Raw genomic sequence first — 15,093 nt, 5'->3', positions numbered from 1 at the left:
GCAACCCCGAAAGGACGCCGGCCTACGCCGCGGTTGATGGGTGAGCGGCTAGTCAGTGCTCGAGCCGCCGCCGGAACCGCTATCGGAGCCTGGGCCCGTGTCGGTGCCTGCGTCGGTGTCGGTGCCTGCGTCCGTGGCGGCGCCGTCGTCCTCAGTTTCGGACGCACCGGCGGTGGATCCCTCTGCCTCGACGGTGTCTGAGTAATCAGTGAGATCCTCCTCATCGTCGGTGTCGACGACGACGACGTCGTCCTCCTCACCACCGGTGCCCAGGTCGCTCGAGGCGTCGTCGACGCCGGCAGCGTCGCCCTCGGCAGCAGCGCCAAGGCTGTCACCGTCGCCAGGACCGCCCAAACCCGTTTCGACAGAACCGTTGTCGACGCTCACCGCGAACGTTCGCGCCCCGAACCCGGGAAGGTCTTCGGGGCCGGGAGCCGCCGAGCGGAACGAGGTGTCGGCCGCCGCCGTGGCAGCGGGTGCGATTCCACCGATGATCGAGGTCACCGCGTCGGTGATGGCGTTGTTGAGAAATGCGCCGACCTCGGTGGCGGCGGTGACGAAGCCATCGAACAGCTCGGCGCCCGCGTCGGCGAGGCCGGTGAGCACTTCGGCGCCGACGGCGACGGCCGCCGCCGCTTGCGCCAACCCGAAGTTGCCGAGCCCCGCGACCTGCGCGGTGGCGAACACCACCAGTTCGGCCAGCGAGTCGACGACGAATGCCCCGAGCTCGACGCCGGCGGCGGTGAGGCCCGCGACGGTGGCGGCGCCTGCCGCGACGAGACCGACAAACGCTTCGGCACCGGACTCCAAACCGGCCGCCGCTGCGGCGATGCCGAAGTTCACCAACCCCGCGCCTTGGGTCACCAGAAATTCCAGTGGAGCCGCCAAGGGCGCCGGCAGGACCGAATTCAAGCCGAACACCACGAGTTCGACGACGTTGTTGTTGAGGAACGTGGCGCTTTCGGCTGCCGCGGCGACCAGGCCGATAAACGCGTTCGCGCCCGCAGCGACCAGTTCGACCAGGGTGGCGCCGGCGTCTGCCAGGGCGACGGCCGCCTGCGCGACGGCGAAGTTCACCAGGCCGGCGGCCTGGGTCACGCCGAAGATGACGAGCTCGGCCAGCTGGGTGCTGAAGTAGGCGCCGGCTTCCGCGGCCGCCGCCACCAGCGCGGTGACTGTGGCGGGCCCGGCCGCGATCAGCGCCGCGAACTGGTCGGCGCCGAAGGTGAGGCCCTCCGCGACGGTGATCAGACCGGCGTTGATCAGCTCGGAGGTCTGCGTGATCAGGAACGTCAGCGCCGATGCGGCGTCGGCGGGATCAATCAACGTCGGGATCGGGCCGATGTCGGCGAGGGCGGCCAACAACTCGTTGTCGGCCGCAAGGGAAGGCACGGACGGGATCGCGATGTCGGGCGCGGGCGCCGCGATCGGGCTGGCGATCAGGGCGGTGGCGCCGACGATGGCGACCCCGGTGGTGACGAGTGGGCGAGCTGCGAGTTCCATGGGATGTTCCTAGGGTGAGGTGGGCCGAATAGCGAACGTGGTATGAGCTCAGTAGCCACCGCTCAGCAAATCCAAACAAATTTATTGACGCGAATTTCTCGGGGATGGACCGACGGGAAAAGGGTGCTTCGTCGGCCCATCAAGATTGATTGCATCCAAACGATCTTCAAGCGTAAAAGGGTTCGAATTACCGCGCGAATCCATCTGCTCCCCGCGCGTGAACTTACTTGCTGTCGTCGATGAAGGAGCCGGAAAAGCCAGTCGAAACTGACGACGACGTAAACCTCGGGCTTGCGCGGATTTGCTGTGTGTGACCACTGCATTTCAGGGTGGGTGACCGTCCCGGCAGTGGAGTGTCAGAGCCGTGGCAATCGGCAGGTGGCGGCGGCGCCAGCCGACAGGCGCACGGTGGGTAGCGGGGCTAATATCTGGCCTACAATCGTGCAATCAAGATCTGGCACGAATGCGCCATACGCCGACAGATCGGCCGGTGGAGTGATCGCATGGCGAGGTATCGACGCCTTCGAATGCCGCAGTCAAAAATCTGTTTCCCGTACGCGTGAGCAATCACGCGGGTCAGTCAATACCTGACGCTTGGCGAACTGGGACCCGCTCGCCTGGGTTCGCGGCGGTCGATAACGCGGTGGACCGGTGGAACGATAGAGGTATCGGAGGCGTTATGTGGTCTTGCCGGGTTGAGCCCAAGACCGGCGGGCCGTTTCCTGATAGCGGCTGGGCAACCAGCCGATTGGAGTTCCCGATGAGCAGAAAAACACTGAAAACGATTGCCGCTGGGGTCGCACTCACCGGTGCGCTGGGTCTCGCGTCCGTCGGCCTCGGCACGGGTCAGGCCCAAGCCCATGACGACTGGTGGTGGCATCCGCACCCGCCGGGGCCAGGCCATCATGTCCTTCCGCCGCCGGGGCACATCGGGCATCTGCCGTTCGTCCCGCCCCCCGGACACATCGCGAAAATTCCGGGTGTGCCGCCGCCAGGCCACTGGGACAAGCCCTGGAAGTGGTGACGTAGCCCCGTTCCCGCAGATGGCCGCCTCGCATCAGCGGGGCGGCCATCTGGTTAATCTGCCAGCGTGTCTACGAAGTGGTCGCCGACCCGACTCGGCAATCTGAGCGGCAAGCGCATCATCGTCACCGGCGCCACCAACGGCGTGGGTCTGGCCACCGCCACGACCCTCGCCCGCGCGGGAGCGCACGTGATACTGGCGGTCCGAAACCTCGAGCTCGGTGCGCAGCGGGCGGCCGAGATGGGCGGCGACACCTCGGTCGTCAAACTCGACCTCGCCGATCAGTCGTCGGTGCGCGCGTTTCCCGACCTGTTCGGCGGCGAGGTCGACATCCTGATCAACAACGCCGGCCTGGTGGCCGAGCGGCGAAGCGACACGGTGGACGGCTTCGAAATCACCTTGGGCACAAACTTTCTCGGCCCCTTCGCGCTGACCAACCTGCTATTTGAGCGGGTCCGGTCAAAGATCATCAACGTCGGCTCCGACGCGCACAAGATGGCCAGCATCGCGTTCGACGATCCGCATCTGCGCACCCGCAAGTGGTCGGCGTTTCCCGCCTACGCGCGCTCGAAACTGGCCGTGATGCTGTGGGGGCTGGAACTCGATCGGCGGTTGCGCGAAGCAGGCTCGCCGGTGTCGAGCTACCTGACGCACCCGGGCTGGGTGGCGTCGAACCTGTCCAACGTGTCGGACACGCGGCTGATGGCGGCGGCTCACACGGTGGTCAAGGCGGTGGCCGTGGTGCTGGCGAACGATCTCGACGCCGGCGCCGCACCGACGCTGTACTGCATCAGCGAACCGATCCCGCCGGGCAGTTACGTGGGCATCGACAGCAGGCTCGGGTTGAAGGGCGGCCCGACGCTGAGCGGGCGTGCGGCCGTCGCCTGCGATTACGAAGACGCCAAGAGGTTGTGGGAATTCGCCGCGCGCGAGACCCGCACCAGCCTGCCACTGGCAGCCGGTGCAGCGCCGGGAGCCGATGGCTGAAGCGCCTCGTTTACGCTGACGTCGATCGCAACCAGCAAAGGAGACGAGGATGGCGTGGTTCCTGGCACTGCAGGGGTCGGCCCACCAAACTCATCAGTCATCGGCATATGAGCTTCAGGACTCAGTGGATATCGACAAGCTCGCCCAGGAACTGTCCAGCGCGGTGACGCTGGACCGAGTCGTTCCCGTTGCGGCGATGCTGCCGCAGTCCAAGGGGCGCCGTCAAAAGGTGACGCTGTATGTCCGGCCGGCGGCGTGGGGAATGTGGACCTTCTACCAGATATCTGAGGAAGACCAGCGTCAGCTCATCAAGGAGAACCCCTTGCTCAACGCGCTCGCCCAAGGCGTCGCGCAACGAGTACAGGGAAACCCCGGACAGAACCCACTATTCGGCCAACAGCTCAGCTGATGTGCCGATTTCTGTGCTAGCGCCCGCTATGGCTGTTGCGCGGCGTGGCGGTGGCAGCAGCCCTCAGTGCAATCTCGCACGTAGCAACCGAAACGCGGTACGGAAACCCCGGATCCAAACGTTTGGAGAGTGCCGGAGCCACCGTGGTCCAGGCGGCCGAGGACCAGTTCTGGGGTGACCGTTACGGGGTGTTGCGGGATCCGTTCGGCCATCAGTGGTCGCCGGCCGAGACCGTGCGCGAGGTCGACATGGACGAGGTGCGGGCCCAGATGGCGAGCGGCGGCCAGCCTGCTACGGCCGTAAGACCCTAAGAGGTGGTCCGGATGGCTCTGTCCGGCCGTCCCGGCACGGATCACCATCAAAGGCAAACCGCTCGGCCGATGCGGTGAGCACTAAGAGAGGGGTCGCCGACCATGCTCGGAACACTCGCGCCAGACGAAATCGAGGAACTGCTGAGCACCGAGGCCGTCGGGCGCATCGGGTGCATTCACGAGGGACGCCCGTATGTGGTGCCGGTCTGCTACGTGTACCAGGACGGCGCCGTCTACGGGCACACCACCGAGGGCATGAAATGGCAGGCGATGAGAGCCCATCCCGACGTGTGCTTCGAGGTAGAGCACGTCGACACTCTGAACGACTGGCGCAGCGTGATCGCCTGGGGCCGTGTCGAGGAACTCGATGGCGCGGACGCCGAGCACGGCTTGCGACTGCTCATCGACCGGCTGATGCCGCTGCTGCGCCCGGTGGGTCCGGCACAACGCCGCCCGCGCACGGCACTGCGGGACATGCCGCGGTGTATCGCATCCGGCTCAGCGAGAAGACCGGACGGTACGAAAGCCCGGATGCCGGTGCCCCCGCCGCGACGTGATTTCGGTAGGTAGGCCTGCAGCCGCGACACCGGCAGTCTGTTCGCGGTGGTGATGTCGCTCAGCGCGGCGATGCTCGCGGGTTTCGGAATGCGTTCCAGTTCCGGGGTTTCGGGGTCGGAACCGTACAGCCGAACTTCAGCTCGTAGCCTTCGGTCCACGCCAGATTGGTTCGGGAACCGTGCGTTGGAGCACAGTGACGGCGATCGGGTTGTCAGTTCACGGCGCCGCGGGTCACCTGCGGCACCGTCGCCGCGCGGTGCCGTGACAGCAGGCGCGCCGCCTGACCAGGCGCGCCGAGTTGAAGCATCGCGGCCAGCGCCGTTTCCAGGACCACTTCTTGTTGCACACGACTACCGCCGATGGACGCCAACCCGGGAAGCGATTCGAGGAGGTAATCGAGGGCGGTGCGCGGCTCGCCGGCCGTCAGCGCGATGAGGCCTTCGCCGATGAGCCGCAACGTCATTGCCTGCGCGTCTGTCGCGCCCGGAACGCGGATCGCGCGGATCGCGGCCGGATCGTTGGCTGCGGCCAGGAAAAGCAGCGCGTGAAAGGCGATGAACGGTGTTCTGGGTGCGTAGGCGAGCGAGCCGACCTCGGCGAGCACGGGCATCGGGTCGGGCGGGGTGACCCAGTCCGGGTGTAGCCGCGCCCGCCATGCGAGTGAACCGGCATCGACGAGGCAGCGGACGTCTTTGGAGTGGGGCGGTGCGAGAAATGCGGCGTACCGGCGTGCAGCGGCGGCGGCATCCCCCATGGCGAGCTCGTGCAGCGCGGCGTGCCATTGGAAGTGCGGGACGTATCGCTGTGTGCTGCCGTCGGTGGAGATCCAGTTGGTCAGCCAGGTGAGCCCGGCTCCGTGGGCGTCCGTCTCGTAGTGCACGTGGGAAAGCGCATGTGCCGCATTGCCGTTGCCCGGATCGAGTTCGAGCGCGGCGTCGGCCAGGTCGGCGGCGTCGTACCAGAGGCCCTGCTCGGTGCGGCCGTAGGCGCGTAAACCGAGATACCACGGTGCCTCGCCGTGCACACCCGTGAATTGCTCGACGTACTGCCATGCGTCGGGCAGCGCGTCACCAGCGCCTGCAAAGGCGATCGACGGCGCCAGCACGAGTAATGCGACGGCGTCGTCCGGGACGCGACCGAGATGGTCAATGAGGGCCGCGGTGCCCGTCGTGTTGCCCTTCTCGCACCACGTTGCGATGGCCTCTACGTGGCTGCGGTCCTCGTCGCTTCCGTACCTCAGCGCCGAACGCGCTCGAGCGAGATGGCCGGTGACCGCGTCGGGACCGCCGGCGCGATCAGGCCGTTCGGTGGCGATCATGGCCAGCGCGACGTGTGCCCGAGCGTGGTTCGGGTCTTCTACGACCGCGGCGGCGAACGCCGCGGCTGCGCCGTCCTGCACGGCCAGCAGGCGACGCACACCCTCGGCATATGAGGCTGCCGCACCGGTCAACTCCGGCGCGGTCCTGATCAGTGTGGGCGCTCGCATGCGACGTTCGCGTACGTTGTTGCCGAGCAACGCCGCGACGGCAGCTGCCTGAGCGCGGATCTCGGGTATCGCAGTGCTCTCCCACGACTCGCCTTGACGGATCGATCCGAGACACACGACGTTGGTCGCCGTGTTCCCGTCCGCGTCGATGAGGTAGCCCTCCGGGTCGACTCGCACACCGATCCCGCTCGGGTGCAGCGAGGCAAGGCCTTTGGCCAGCAGATTGGCCCATAGTGGGCATCGGTGCAGCGACCGCCGATCCCACGTGGTGCCGGTTGCCACCACCACCGCGGCCGCGCGCCGACGCACCGATCGGTCGGTGGTTGTCACCACCAGTTCCACGCCACCGCCGCGCAGCGACACGTCGGCGACCTCCCCGGCCTCGATGGCCAGTTGTCCACGGTCGATGGCTGCATAGACCGCGTCGGCGACGGTGGGTGGCATGCGATGGCGCAGGACCTCCCACTGCCGCAGATCTTCACGCACGAACCGGCGCTGGTCCTCCCAGCCGAGTGACCGCCACAGCCGCGGCGTATGCGGTCGGACCGCATCGATCACCTGTCGCCAGTCCAAACCGGCGGCTCGCGCCTGCGCCAGATCCGCGGCGAGCGCCGCGCGCAACTGCGCAAGGGAAACCGTCGCCGGCAACGCATCGAGATGGGGCAACTCGCACGGCGCGCCGGTAGCACGGAATCGGCGTGGAAGCTCACCGTGCCGCGACAGCAGCGTGACCTCGGCGCCGCGCGCCATAAGGTGTAGCGCGACGTCGACGCCGGTGAGCCCGGAGCCGATCACCAAGGCGCTGCGCGGCCGGCGCGCGCTGAGCGCCGCCAACGCGCCTGGCGCCCAGGGGTCCACCACAACCTTGCCCTCGGTTTCTGCGGCCAGTACCGGGGCGAAGGCCCGTCCCAGCGAATCGGGCAGGCCGCCTTCCGGGCGTCCCGACGCGACGACGACGTGGTCGGCCACCGGCGAACGTCCATCGTCGAGCAGCAGGCGCACTGGCGCGCCCGGCTCCACATCGACCACTGTGGCCGTTTCGATCCGCACGTCGGCGGCGGCGAGTTGGTCCTGCAGGTAGCGGCCATAAGCCAGCCGTGGCGCGAAGCCTTCGAATGACGTGACAGCCCGTTGTTCTAGCCAGCGGCAGAAGTGGTCGGGATCCCCTGGCCACGCTGACATGCGCTGAGCAGGGACATTCAACAGATGGGTGGGGTCATCAGTGCCGTACGCTGCTCCGGTCCCGGGGCGTCCGGACGCGTCGAACAGCGTGATTTGCGCTTCAGGCTGACATCGGCGCAGGTGCGCCGCAGCGAGCACACCTGCGGCGCCACCGCCCACGATCGCGACGCGCATCACGGACGGGATGCTATGTCCCCGGGTTGACGCCACCGGTGAGATTCCGGTCTCGGCGGCGCTGCGCCGGAGGACGAACGCCGACGTATCGCCCCATGGACGGTCGTTTTGTTCACTCTGATTTCAACCGGCCGGGCAGTGGCGTTGCTCACGACGCCCGGCGGCAATCCGCAGCTCAGCGGGCCGTAACCGAGTCCGCACACAGCGGGCACATAGGTTCATCCTGTTAGCTCTACTAGTCATCGAAATCGAGACGGCAGAGAAGACGGGATCGGGCGTGTTCGGACGGCTGCGGCGCAGGCGCCCCGAGGTGGCGACCGACACGGACGCCGGGGCGACCGCCTTCGAGGACGTGCCCACCCGGCCCGCCGGGTACGCACAGACGGCGAGCAAGATGCACGCCTTCAACCGGTACGAGATCAAATACCTGGTCGACGAGCTGCGCGTCCCGGAGTTGCGCGCCGAACTCGCCCGGCACATGGACACCGAATCCGTACTCGCCGCACGGCGGCTACCCGGTCACCTCGGTCTATTACGACACCGCCGACCTGCGGTTCTACTGGGAGAAGATTGAGGGCCTGCGGTTCCGGCGCACCTGCGGGTGCGGCTGTACGGCGCACCCGAGGCTTCCACCGACGAGACCCCGGTGCAGATCGAGATCAAGCAGCGGGTCAACCGGGTGACCCAGAAACGGCGCATCGAACTGCCCTACGCGGTGGCGCTGAACTGGCTGGACCACCGGATCGAACCGGACTGCGCGCCGGCCCAGCAGGGATTCGTCAACGAGGTGAGCACCCTGGTGCAGAACCTGGATCTGCGTCCCGTCGTCACCACCGGCTACCTGCGCGAGGCCTTCATCGGCCGGGACGCCGACCTAGGGCTGCGGGTGACCATCGACCACAAGGTGCACGGCCGCGACCGCGACTTCCGGTTCGACTCCGGCGCCGAGAACCGCTTCATCATCCCGCCCAAGCTGGCGGTCGTGGAGGTCAAGGCCAACCAACGGGTGCCCTACTGGATCACCGACCTGCTGGCCCGCACCGACATGTCCGTGGTGCGGATCTCGAAGTACTGCTAATCGGTGCAGGCCTTCGGCCTGGCCCCGCGCTCCACGCTGGGCGCCCCGGAACTTGCGATGCCCGACCCGCTAGTTCGATCAGGAGATCACCAATGACCATCAATCTGCAGGACCTCAGCGGAATCTTCAGCACCTTCGATGTGATCGCGTCGCTGGCGTTGTCGTTGGTGCTGTCGATGATCATCGGCTGGGTCTACCGCTACACCCACAAGAACGTCTCCTACAGCCAGTCCTATGTGCAGACCCTGGTGCTGGTCGGGATGGTGGTGTCGGTGATCATGCTGGTCGTCGGCTCCAACATCGCCCGCGCCTTCGCCTTGGTCGGTGCGCTGTCGGTGATCCGATTCCGCAACGCCATCAAGGAAACCCGCGACGTCGGGTTCGTCTTCTTGGTGATGGCGATCGGCATGACGACCGGCACCCGGTTCTACGCGCTGGCCGTCGCCGCGACCATCGCCATCTGCCTGGTGCTGGTGATCATGAACAAGTTCAACATGTTCAAGCTGGACGTCAAGCGCCAGGTGGTCAAGGTGCAGGTGCCGCCGGACCCCGAGTTCACCGACCGCGTCGAGGACACCCTGATCCAGTTCTGCTCCGAATTCGAGCTGGTCTCAACCGAATCAGTGCGTAGCGGGGCGCTGAACGAGCTGTACTACACCGCCCAGCTGAAGAAGAACAAGAAGAGCAGCGAGCTGATCGCGGCGCTGAGCGCGGTGAACACCGGCCAGCGGGTGACCGTGCTGACCGGCTACGACCAGACCGACATCTGATGCGGTTGCCGCGCCGGCTGTGCCAGCACTGGAAGTGGGTGGCCGGGTTCGTCGCCTTCGTCGCCGTGGTGGCACTGGTGTTCGGCGAGGCCCGGATCCGTCCCTACATCACCGGTGACCCGACGGTGATCACCTCGGTGATCACCGAGAACATCGCCGGCACAGTCGATCTGTTCGATCCCACGGTTCCGCACGAGCTGACCATCGAGCTCAGCGAGGCCGAGTACGACGATATCGTCGCCCAATTCAAGGCCGACGGCGACAAGAAGTGGGTGAGTGCCGACGTCACCATCGACGGCACCGCCATCGGCGATGTCGCCGTGCGGATCAAGGGCAATTCGACGTTGATGGGCCTGCGCGGCATCTACTTCGGAGCCAAGCCGGGGGAGGGGCGCACCGGCTCCGGTGGCCCCGGCCCCGGACCCGGCGGGCCCCCGGGTGGCGGGCCGCCGCGGGAGTTCCCGGGAATGGCCAAGGTGTCCGCGGACGACCCGACGTCGCTGCCGCTGCTGGTCAGTTTCGACGAGAACGCCGAGGGCCGTGGCTATCAAGGTCGGACCGAGCTCTCGGTGCGCCCCGGCGCACCGGTGCTCAACGAGGCGCTGTCGCTGACCGCGATGACGGGCCAGCCCACCCAGCGCTACAGCTACGTCACCTATTCGATCAACGGCAACACCACCACCCGGTTGGTGCTCGAGCATCCCGATGAGGGCTACGCCAACGGCCTGTTGGACTCCGACGGCTATCTGTACAAGGCCCGAGTCAAGTCCAAGTTGGAGTACCGTGGGCCCGACCAGTCGGCGTATGCCGAGCAGTTCAAGCAGATCAACGCCGCCGACACCGGGAACCTGCAGCCGCTGATCAACTTCCTGGAGTGGCTGAACGGCGCCGACGACGAGGAATTCGCCCGCGGCCTAGGTGAGTGGGTGGACCTCGAATCGCTGGCGTGCTACGCCGCCACCCAGAACCTGTTGGTCAACGCCGACGACATGGCCGGTCCGGGCCAGAACTACTACCTCTGGTACGACCTGGCCGACCGGAGGTTCCGGGTGCTGTCCTGGGACCTGAATATGGCCATGATGATGGCCGATCCCGGCCTCGGCCCGCACGACAAGCTGGAGCTGAAACCGCCGCCGGGCTTCGAACCGCCCACCGGGATGGGCCCCGCCGGACGGGATGCAGCCCGGCGGCAACATCCTCAAGGAACGGTTCCTGGCCGCGCGGCCTTCAAAGAGGTCTACGACACCGCGTACCGGGAGCTCTATGACGCCATCTACGCCGACGGGCAGGCGCTCGCGCTGCTGGACGACATCGCCGAGACGGTGCCGGTGACCGCCGGACTCAGTACCGAAAAGATTGCCGAGCAACGGAATACGCTGCACAAGTGGCTGTCCGCCCGGGCCGCGGCACTGGCCCGGGCGCGCTCAACCGTCGCCGGGGGAGGGCGTTGAGGAGATCCCCGATGTGCTTCAGCGTGCACAACTCAGGCCTTCATGATGTCTCGGCCCGCCACGTATCCCAGTTGGATCCCCTTCATATTGGCAATGCCACTCTGGTAGCCGACGACGTCGGAACGGGCTGCTGCGTTTCCGGCCGCATAGAGGCCGGGCACCGTTCCTCCGCGGGCGTTCAGCACCCGTCCCGCGGCGTCCACCTTCAGTCCCGCGCTGACGATCGACGTGCCGACCGGGGTGAGTTTGATGGCATAGAACGGACCTTCGGTGAGCGGTCCTAGCAGCGGGTTCGGCTGAACTCTCAAGTCCCCCATATACATCCGGCTCCATGGGATGGTCCCCCGCCCGAAGTCCTCGTCAACGCCCTGAGCGCAGAAGGCGTTGAAGCGCTCCACCGTCTCAACGAGTCCGGAAGCGTCGATCCCCGCGGCGACGGCCAACTCCGGCAGATCCTTGCCCACGTTGCCCACTCCCCCGGGGAGGGCTTCTCCCGGCCTGAGCGTCTGGTAGGTCTGAAAGCCGTAGTTACGCAGGTACTTAGCATCGAAGACCAGCCACGCCGGACTGTTGCTCATCCTCTGCTCGCCGCCGTCGAAGTTGTTGTATGCGCCGTTGACATCCGGGTAGAATGACTCGTCGGCAAATCGCTTCCCCCGGGCGTTGACGATGATCGCGCCGGGGCGCAGCGAGGCCATATTCTCGTAGAGAGGCTTCCCGTCATATTCGGCGCCGGGAACCTGGAAGCCCAGGTTCAACGGTGTACTCGAAGGCCGTCCAGAATCCACCCAGCCGCCGATCTCGCTGGCCATCATCAGATGGTCGCCCTCGATAGTTCGCGGCGCCATGCTCGGCAACGACGGCTTGTGCTCGAACGTCTGGACGAACCCGGGGTTCCAGTCGTATCCACCGGTTGCGAGCAGCACAGCGCGGGTGGGGATCACCGCGGAACCCTGCGGATCTTCGACCTCGACCCCCGCAACTCGCCCTTCGCCATCCGTGACGATCCGGACGGCGCGCGTGTCGGTGCGAAGTTGGACTCCCCTCGCGGCGGCAGCGGCGACAAGGCTGGCGGCAAGGGCCGCCCCACCGCACAGTTCATCGCGCTTTTGGTGAATCCTGATGGCTTCTTCGATTTTGCTTGCATCGAGGTCAGCCTCGACGACGTCTGCGGTGTTGATCAGATCGGTGCCATACGGATTTACTTTCCTGAACTTCTCCGCCAGCGGGCCAAGTTGCTCCCGGTCATACGTCGCGACCTCCAAGTACCGGCCCTCCGCCTTGGATCCAGTCCCCTTCGGGTACCAGTAGTCGGGGTGACGCCGAATGACGGAGAGCTGAATTCCGATCTTCTGGTACAGGAAGTCGATGGCTTCCGACCCATCTTCGATATAGCGCCGGCGCAACTCGCGGTCACCCAGGTCGCCCGCCAGGAAGTCGAGATAGGCGACCGCGTCATCCACGCTGTCTGCGATCCCGGCCTCGGCAGCAAGCGAGTTCGCCCCCAACCAGATCTGACCGACCGACAGGGCCGTCACGCCACCTAGACACGAGTCCTTCTCCACGACGATCGCGCGGCCGCCGTGTTCAGCCACCGTGATCGCGGCGGTGAGGCCGCCAGCACCTGAGCCCACTGCCACCAGATCGTATGGTTCGACGGTTGTTGCACTCTCCAGCATCTTCCACCTTCCGTCCCAGACCAGCCGACTTTGGCCGGACCCGAGGCCGAAACTAACCTACTGAGTAGCATGTATTGGGATTTTCGGCAGATTGGTCCCAAATCTGGTGACGACGACGCCTGACGAGGGCGAATAAAGAATCCGACGTGACAGCGAACGACCGAGATGGTTGAAGGATGGCTGTGCCCCCGCCGCCATGGCGGTGGGAAGTGGCCTACCTCGCCTCGTCACGGCCGGTTTTCGGTGTTGTGCCCCCGGCAGGATTCGAAGTAGCTGACGGCTACAATCGTTTGTGCAGCGTGAGCAGCAAAAAGCGGCTCTGAGCTGCGTGAGCAGCAGAAATAACCCTTGAGGCTGTGTGAGGTTCTGTGCTGATGGTTTAGATTCGCTATTGCCCGCTTGTTGCCCAAATAGGAGACGGCCATGCCACGTCCGAAGTCGCCCACGAAGCCCGTCGGCGAGCGCACCCGGCGTCAGTTCGGGCGACTGCGTCAGCGGGCGAGCGGGCGGTGGCAAGCCGGGTATCTGCACAACGGGGTCGTCTACAACGCGCCCGCGACGTTTCCGACGAAGTCGAGCGCGGTCGCGTGGCTTGAGGACGAGCGCGAGCTGATCGAGCTGGACCGGCGCAATCCCGGCACCTGGGCACCGCCCGCTGAGCGTGCCGCCCGCCGACAGGCCGAGAAGCTGACGCTGCACAGCTACAGCACGACATGGCTCGACAACAAGACGAAGCTGGCCCGGCGCACGCGCGATCTCTATCAGTCCCAGCTCGACAGCCTGATCATTCCGGCGCTCGGCGATCACGCACTGGCCGAGATCACGCCCGAGACCGTGCGGACGTGGTTCGCCGGGCTGGGCAGCGAGCACGAATCGCGCAACGCCAAGGCTTACGCTTTGCTCAACGCAATCTTCAACACCGCCGTCGCCGACGAGCTGGTCGAGCGCAACCCTTGCCGGATCAAGGGCGCAGCGCAGGTGAAGCAGACGAAGCGCAGCGTCGTGCTGCTCGACGCCGCCGCGCTCACCGAGCTGGCCGACAAGATGCCCGACGATTTACGACTGACGGTGGTGCTCGCGGGGTGGTGCGGGCTGCGCAAGGGCGAGATATTCGCGCTGCGCCGCTGCGACGTCGCCGTAGACGGCTCGATGGTGCGCGTCGAGCGAGCGGTGACGTACCGGGATGGCCGTTACGAAGTCGGGCCGACCAAAACGCCCGAGTCGCGCCGGGCGGTGGCGGTGCCGCCGCATGTGCGGCCCGCCGTCGTGGAGCATCTACAGCGCCACGTCGCGGACGCCGATGACGCGCTGCTATTCACCGAGCCGAGCACCGGGTCGTTCGCGGGCGAGAAGCGGTTCCGCTCGGCGTGGGAAGCTGCGCGTGACGCAATCGGCAAACCGCAGTTGCACTTCCACGATCTGCGGCACTGCGCAGGCGTGCTCTACGCCCAGACCGGCGCGACGCTGCGCGAGCTAATGGCCCGGTTGGGCCACACGTCGCCCAACACGGCCATGCGGTATCAGCACGTCGCCGAAGGGCGTGCGGCTGCGCTCGCCGACCGACTGTCGGCGTTGGCCGCGCTGGATGACCGTGCGCCGAAAGATGTTGGTAGTTCGCCGACTTCGTCGTAGTTGTGAATTGGGGCTCAATAGCAGCGGTTCTCGCTGATCTGGTGATAGCTATACGCAGCCGTGCTCTGCCTACGCTATGCTGGTCGCTACGGTCATAGCCCCCGACCAACTCACACTCACAATCGCACTCATACTCACACGCCGTGGGGATCGTCACCAGACGACGGAGTAACACAGTGAGTGCCAGGTCAACCGCCACACCACATTTCATTTCGCTGAAAGACGCCGCCGTGCGCACCGGCTTCTCGGTGTTCTCGCTTCGCGAGAAGGTCGCCAGCGGCGAGCTGCCCGCCTACCGCATCAGCGACAAGCCCGGCAGCGCGATCCGCGTGAAGATCGCCGACGTCGATGCGTTGTTCAAACCGGTCATCCTCGCTGAGATCGAGGCTGCGCGATGAGTAGGCGGTTTCGTCGATAGAACGCCGAATCATGCACGCGCACAACAAATGCGACTGCGTCGCAGAACTGCCGGCTCTGCACACTCGCCGCGTAACGTCGAGACACAGGCCAACATTTGCAGGAAGTGAGGCGCACCGATGACCGCAGTCACCTTCGCCAACCCCGACGCGATCTTCACCGCCAAGGACATCGCGGCGTACCGGCACGTCTCCGAGAACGCCCTCGCTGTCGAACGCCATCGCGGCGACGGCCCCCGCTATCTCAAGCTCGGCGGTCGGGTGTTCTACCGGGCCGCTGACCTTGAGGCGTGGATCGCCGAGAACACGATCACGCCGCCGAGATCGGCTGAGCAGCAAGCGAAAGCGACTGTCACCTAGATGCAGCAATGCCGCCCGCTTGCGCGAGCGGCATCACCGATCACCGAGAGCGACTCCGAGCCAGAGAGTCGGC

General features: G+C 66.2%; 12 protein-coding genes and 2 pseudogenes. 11 read left to right on the top strand and 3 right to left on the bottom strand.

Features of this window, described 5'->3' with window-relative positions; translation table 11 throughout:
• Positions 1-48 precede the first annotated feature (48 nt).
• Positions 49-1,503, bottom strand: coding sequence for a hypothetical protein (locus MELE44368_RS05350; protein ID WP_128107542.1), 1,455 nt, complete (start codon positions 1,501-1,503; stop codon positions 49-51).
• A gap of 760 nt (positions 1,504-2,263) precedes the next feature.
• Between MELE44368_RS05350 and MELE44368_RS05345 the strand changes: the two genes are divergently transcribed.
• The 5 genes and pseudogenes from MELE44368_RS05345 to MELE44368_RS05325 all read left to right on the top strand — a co-directional run bounded on the left by MELE44368_RS05345 (position 2,264) and on the right by MELE44368_RS05325 (position 4,804).
• On the top strand, positions 2,264-2,527 hold the full coding sequence (locus MELE44368_RS05345; protein WP_082933190.1) for a hypothetical protein: 264 nt from the start codon (positions 2,264-2,266) through the stop codon (positions 2,525-2,527).
• Between the two features lie 66 nt (positions 2,528-2,593).
• The gene (locus MELE44368_RS05340) at positions 2,594-3,514 is read left to right on the top strand and encodes an SDR family NAD(P)-dependent oxidoreductase (protein WP_128107541.1); all 921 of its coding nucleotides are present in this window, start codon (positions 2,594-2,596) and stop codon (positions 3,512-3,514) included.
• 49 nt (positions 3,515-3,563) lie between these two features.
• The gene (locus MELE44368_RS05335) at positions 3,564-3,923 is read left to right on the top strand and encodes a hypothetical protein (RefSeq protein ID WP_128107540.1); all 360 of its coding nucleotides are present in this window, start codon (positions 3,564-3,566) and stop codon (positions 3,921-3,923) included.
• A 116-nt stretch (positions 3,924-4,039) separates the two neighbouring features.
• Positions 4,040-4,234 (top strand): annotated as a pseudogene (locus MELE44368_RS05330) (VOC family protein); the annotation flags it as partial.
• Between the two features lie 102 nt (positions 4,235-4,336).
• A complete protein-coding gene (locus MELE44368_RS05325) occupies positions 4,337-4,804 on the top strand; it encodes a pyridoxamine 5'-phosphate oxidase family protein (protein WP_206613691.1) in 468 nt (155 codons plus the stop codon).
• Between the two features lie 199 nt (positions 4,805-5,003).
• Here the strand turns inward: MELE44368_RS05325 and MELE44368_RS05320 are convergent, their stop codons facing one another.
• On the bottom strand, positions 5,004-7,634 hold the full coding sequence (locus MELE44368_RS05320; RefSeq protein WP_241566493.1) for an FAD/NAD(P)-binding protein: 2,631 nt from the start codon (positions 7,632-7,634) through the stop codon (positions 5,004-5,006).
• A 277-nt stretch (positions 7,635-7,911) separates the two neighbouring features.
• Between MELE44368_RS05320 and MELE44368_RS05315 the strand changes: the two are divergent.
• The 3 genes and pseudogenes from MELE44368_RS05315 (at position 7,912) to MELE44368_RS05305 (ending at position 10,933) form a co-directional block, all read left to right on the top strand.
• A pseudogene (locus tag MELE44368_RS05315) lies at positions 7,912-8,808 on the top strand (VTC domain-containing protein).
• On the top strand, positions 8,805-9,482 hold the full coding sequence (locus MELE44368_RS05310; RefSeq protein ID WP_128107538.1) for a DUF4956 domain-containing protein: 678 nt from the start codon (positions 8,805-8,807) through the stop codon (positions 9,480-9,482). Before MELE44368_RS05315 ends, MELE44368_RS05310 begins: the two are co-directional and overlap by 4 nt.
• Complete coding sequence (locus tag MELE44368_RS05305; RefSeq protein ID WP_128107537.1) at positions 9,482-10,933, top strand: CotH kinase family protein; 1,452 nt, start codon at positions 9,482-9,484, stop codon at positions 10,931-10,933. Before MELE44368_RS05310 ends, MELE44368_RS05305 begins: the two co-directional genes overlap by 1 nt.
• Before the next feature lie 32 nt (positions 10,934-10,965).
• Here the strand turns inward: MELE44368_RS05305 and MELE44368_RS05300 are convergent, their stop codons facing one another.
• Positions 10,966-12,612: an FAD-dependent oxidoreductase gene (locus MELE44368_RS05300; RefSeq protein WP_128107536.1), complete on the bottom strand. Its 1,647-nt coding sequence runs from the start codon at positions 12,610-12,612 to the stop codon at positions 10,966-10,968.
• A 423-nt stretch (positions 12,613-13,035) separates the two neighbouring features.
• On the opposite strand from MELE44368_RS05300, the gene MELE44368_RS05295 reads away from it, so the two are divergent.
• From MELE44368_RS05295 to MELE44368_RS05285, 3 genes are all read left to right on the top strand, one after another.
• Positions 13,036-14,244, top strand: a complete 1,209-nt coding sequence (locus tag MELE44368_RS05295; RefSeq protein WP_128107535.1) for a tyrosine-type recombinase/integrase — start codon at positions 13,036-13,038, stop codon at positions 14,242-14,244.
• A 176-nt stretch (positions 14,245-14,420) separates the two neighbouring features.
• Positions 14,421-14,642, top strand: coding sequence for a MerR family transcriptional regulator (locus MELE44368_RS05290; protein WP_128107534.1), 222 nt, complete (start codon positions 14,421-14,423; stop codon positions 14,640-14,642).
• Between the two features lie 138 nt (positions 14,643-14,780).
• Complete coding sequence (locus tag MELE44368_RS05285; protein WP_128107533.1) at positions 14,781-15,020, top strand: helix-turn-helix transcriptional regulator; 240 nt, start codon at positions 14,781-14,783, stop codon at positions 15,018-15,020.
• Positions 15,021-15,093: the final 73 nt, after the last annotated feature.

Source organism: Mycolicibacterium elephantis DSM 44368, from assembly GCF_004014805.1.
GTDB classification, from domain to species: domain Bacteria; phylum Actinomycetota; class Actinomycetes; order Mycobacteriales; family Mycobacteriaceae; genus Mycobacterium; species Mycobacterium elephantis.
The sequence above is the reverse complement of the archived record's forward strand: the minus strand, read 5'-3'. Positions and strand labels throughout refer to the sequence as shown.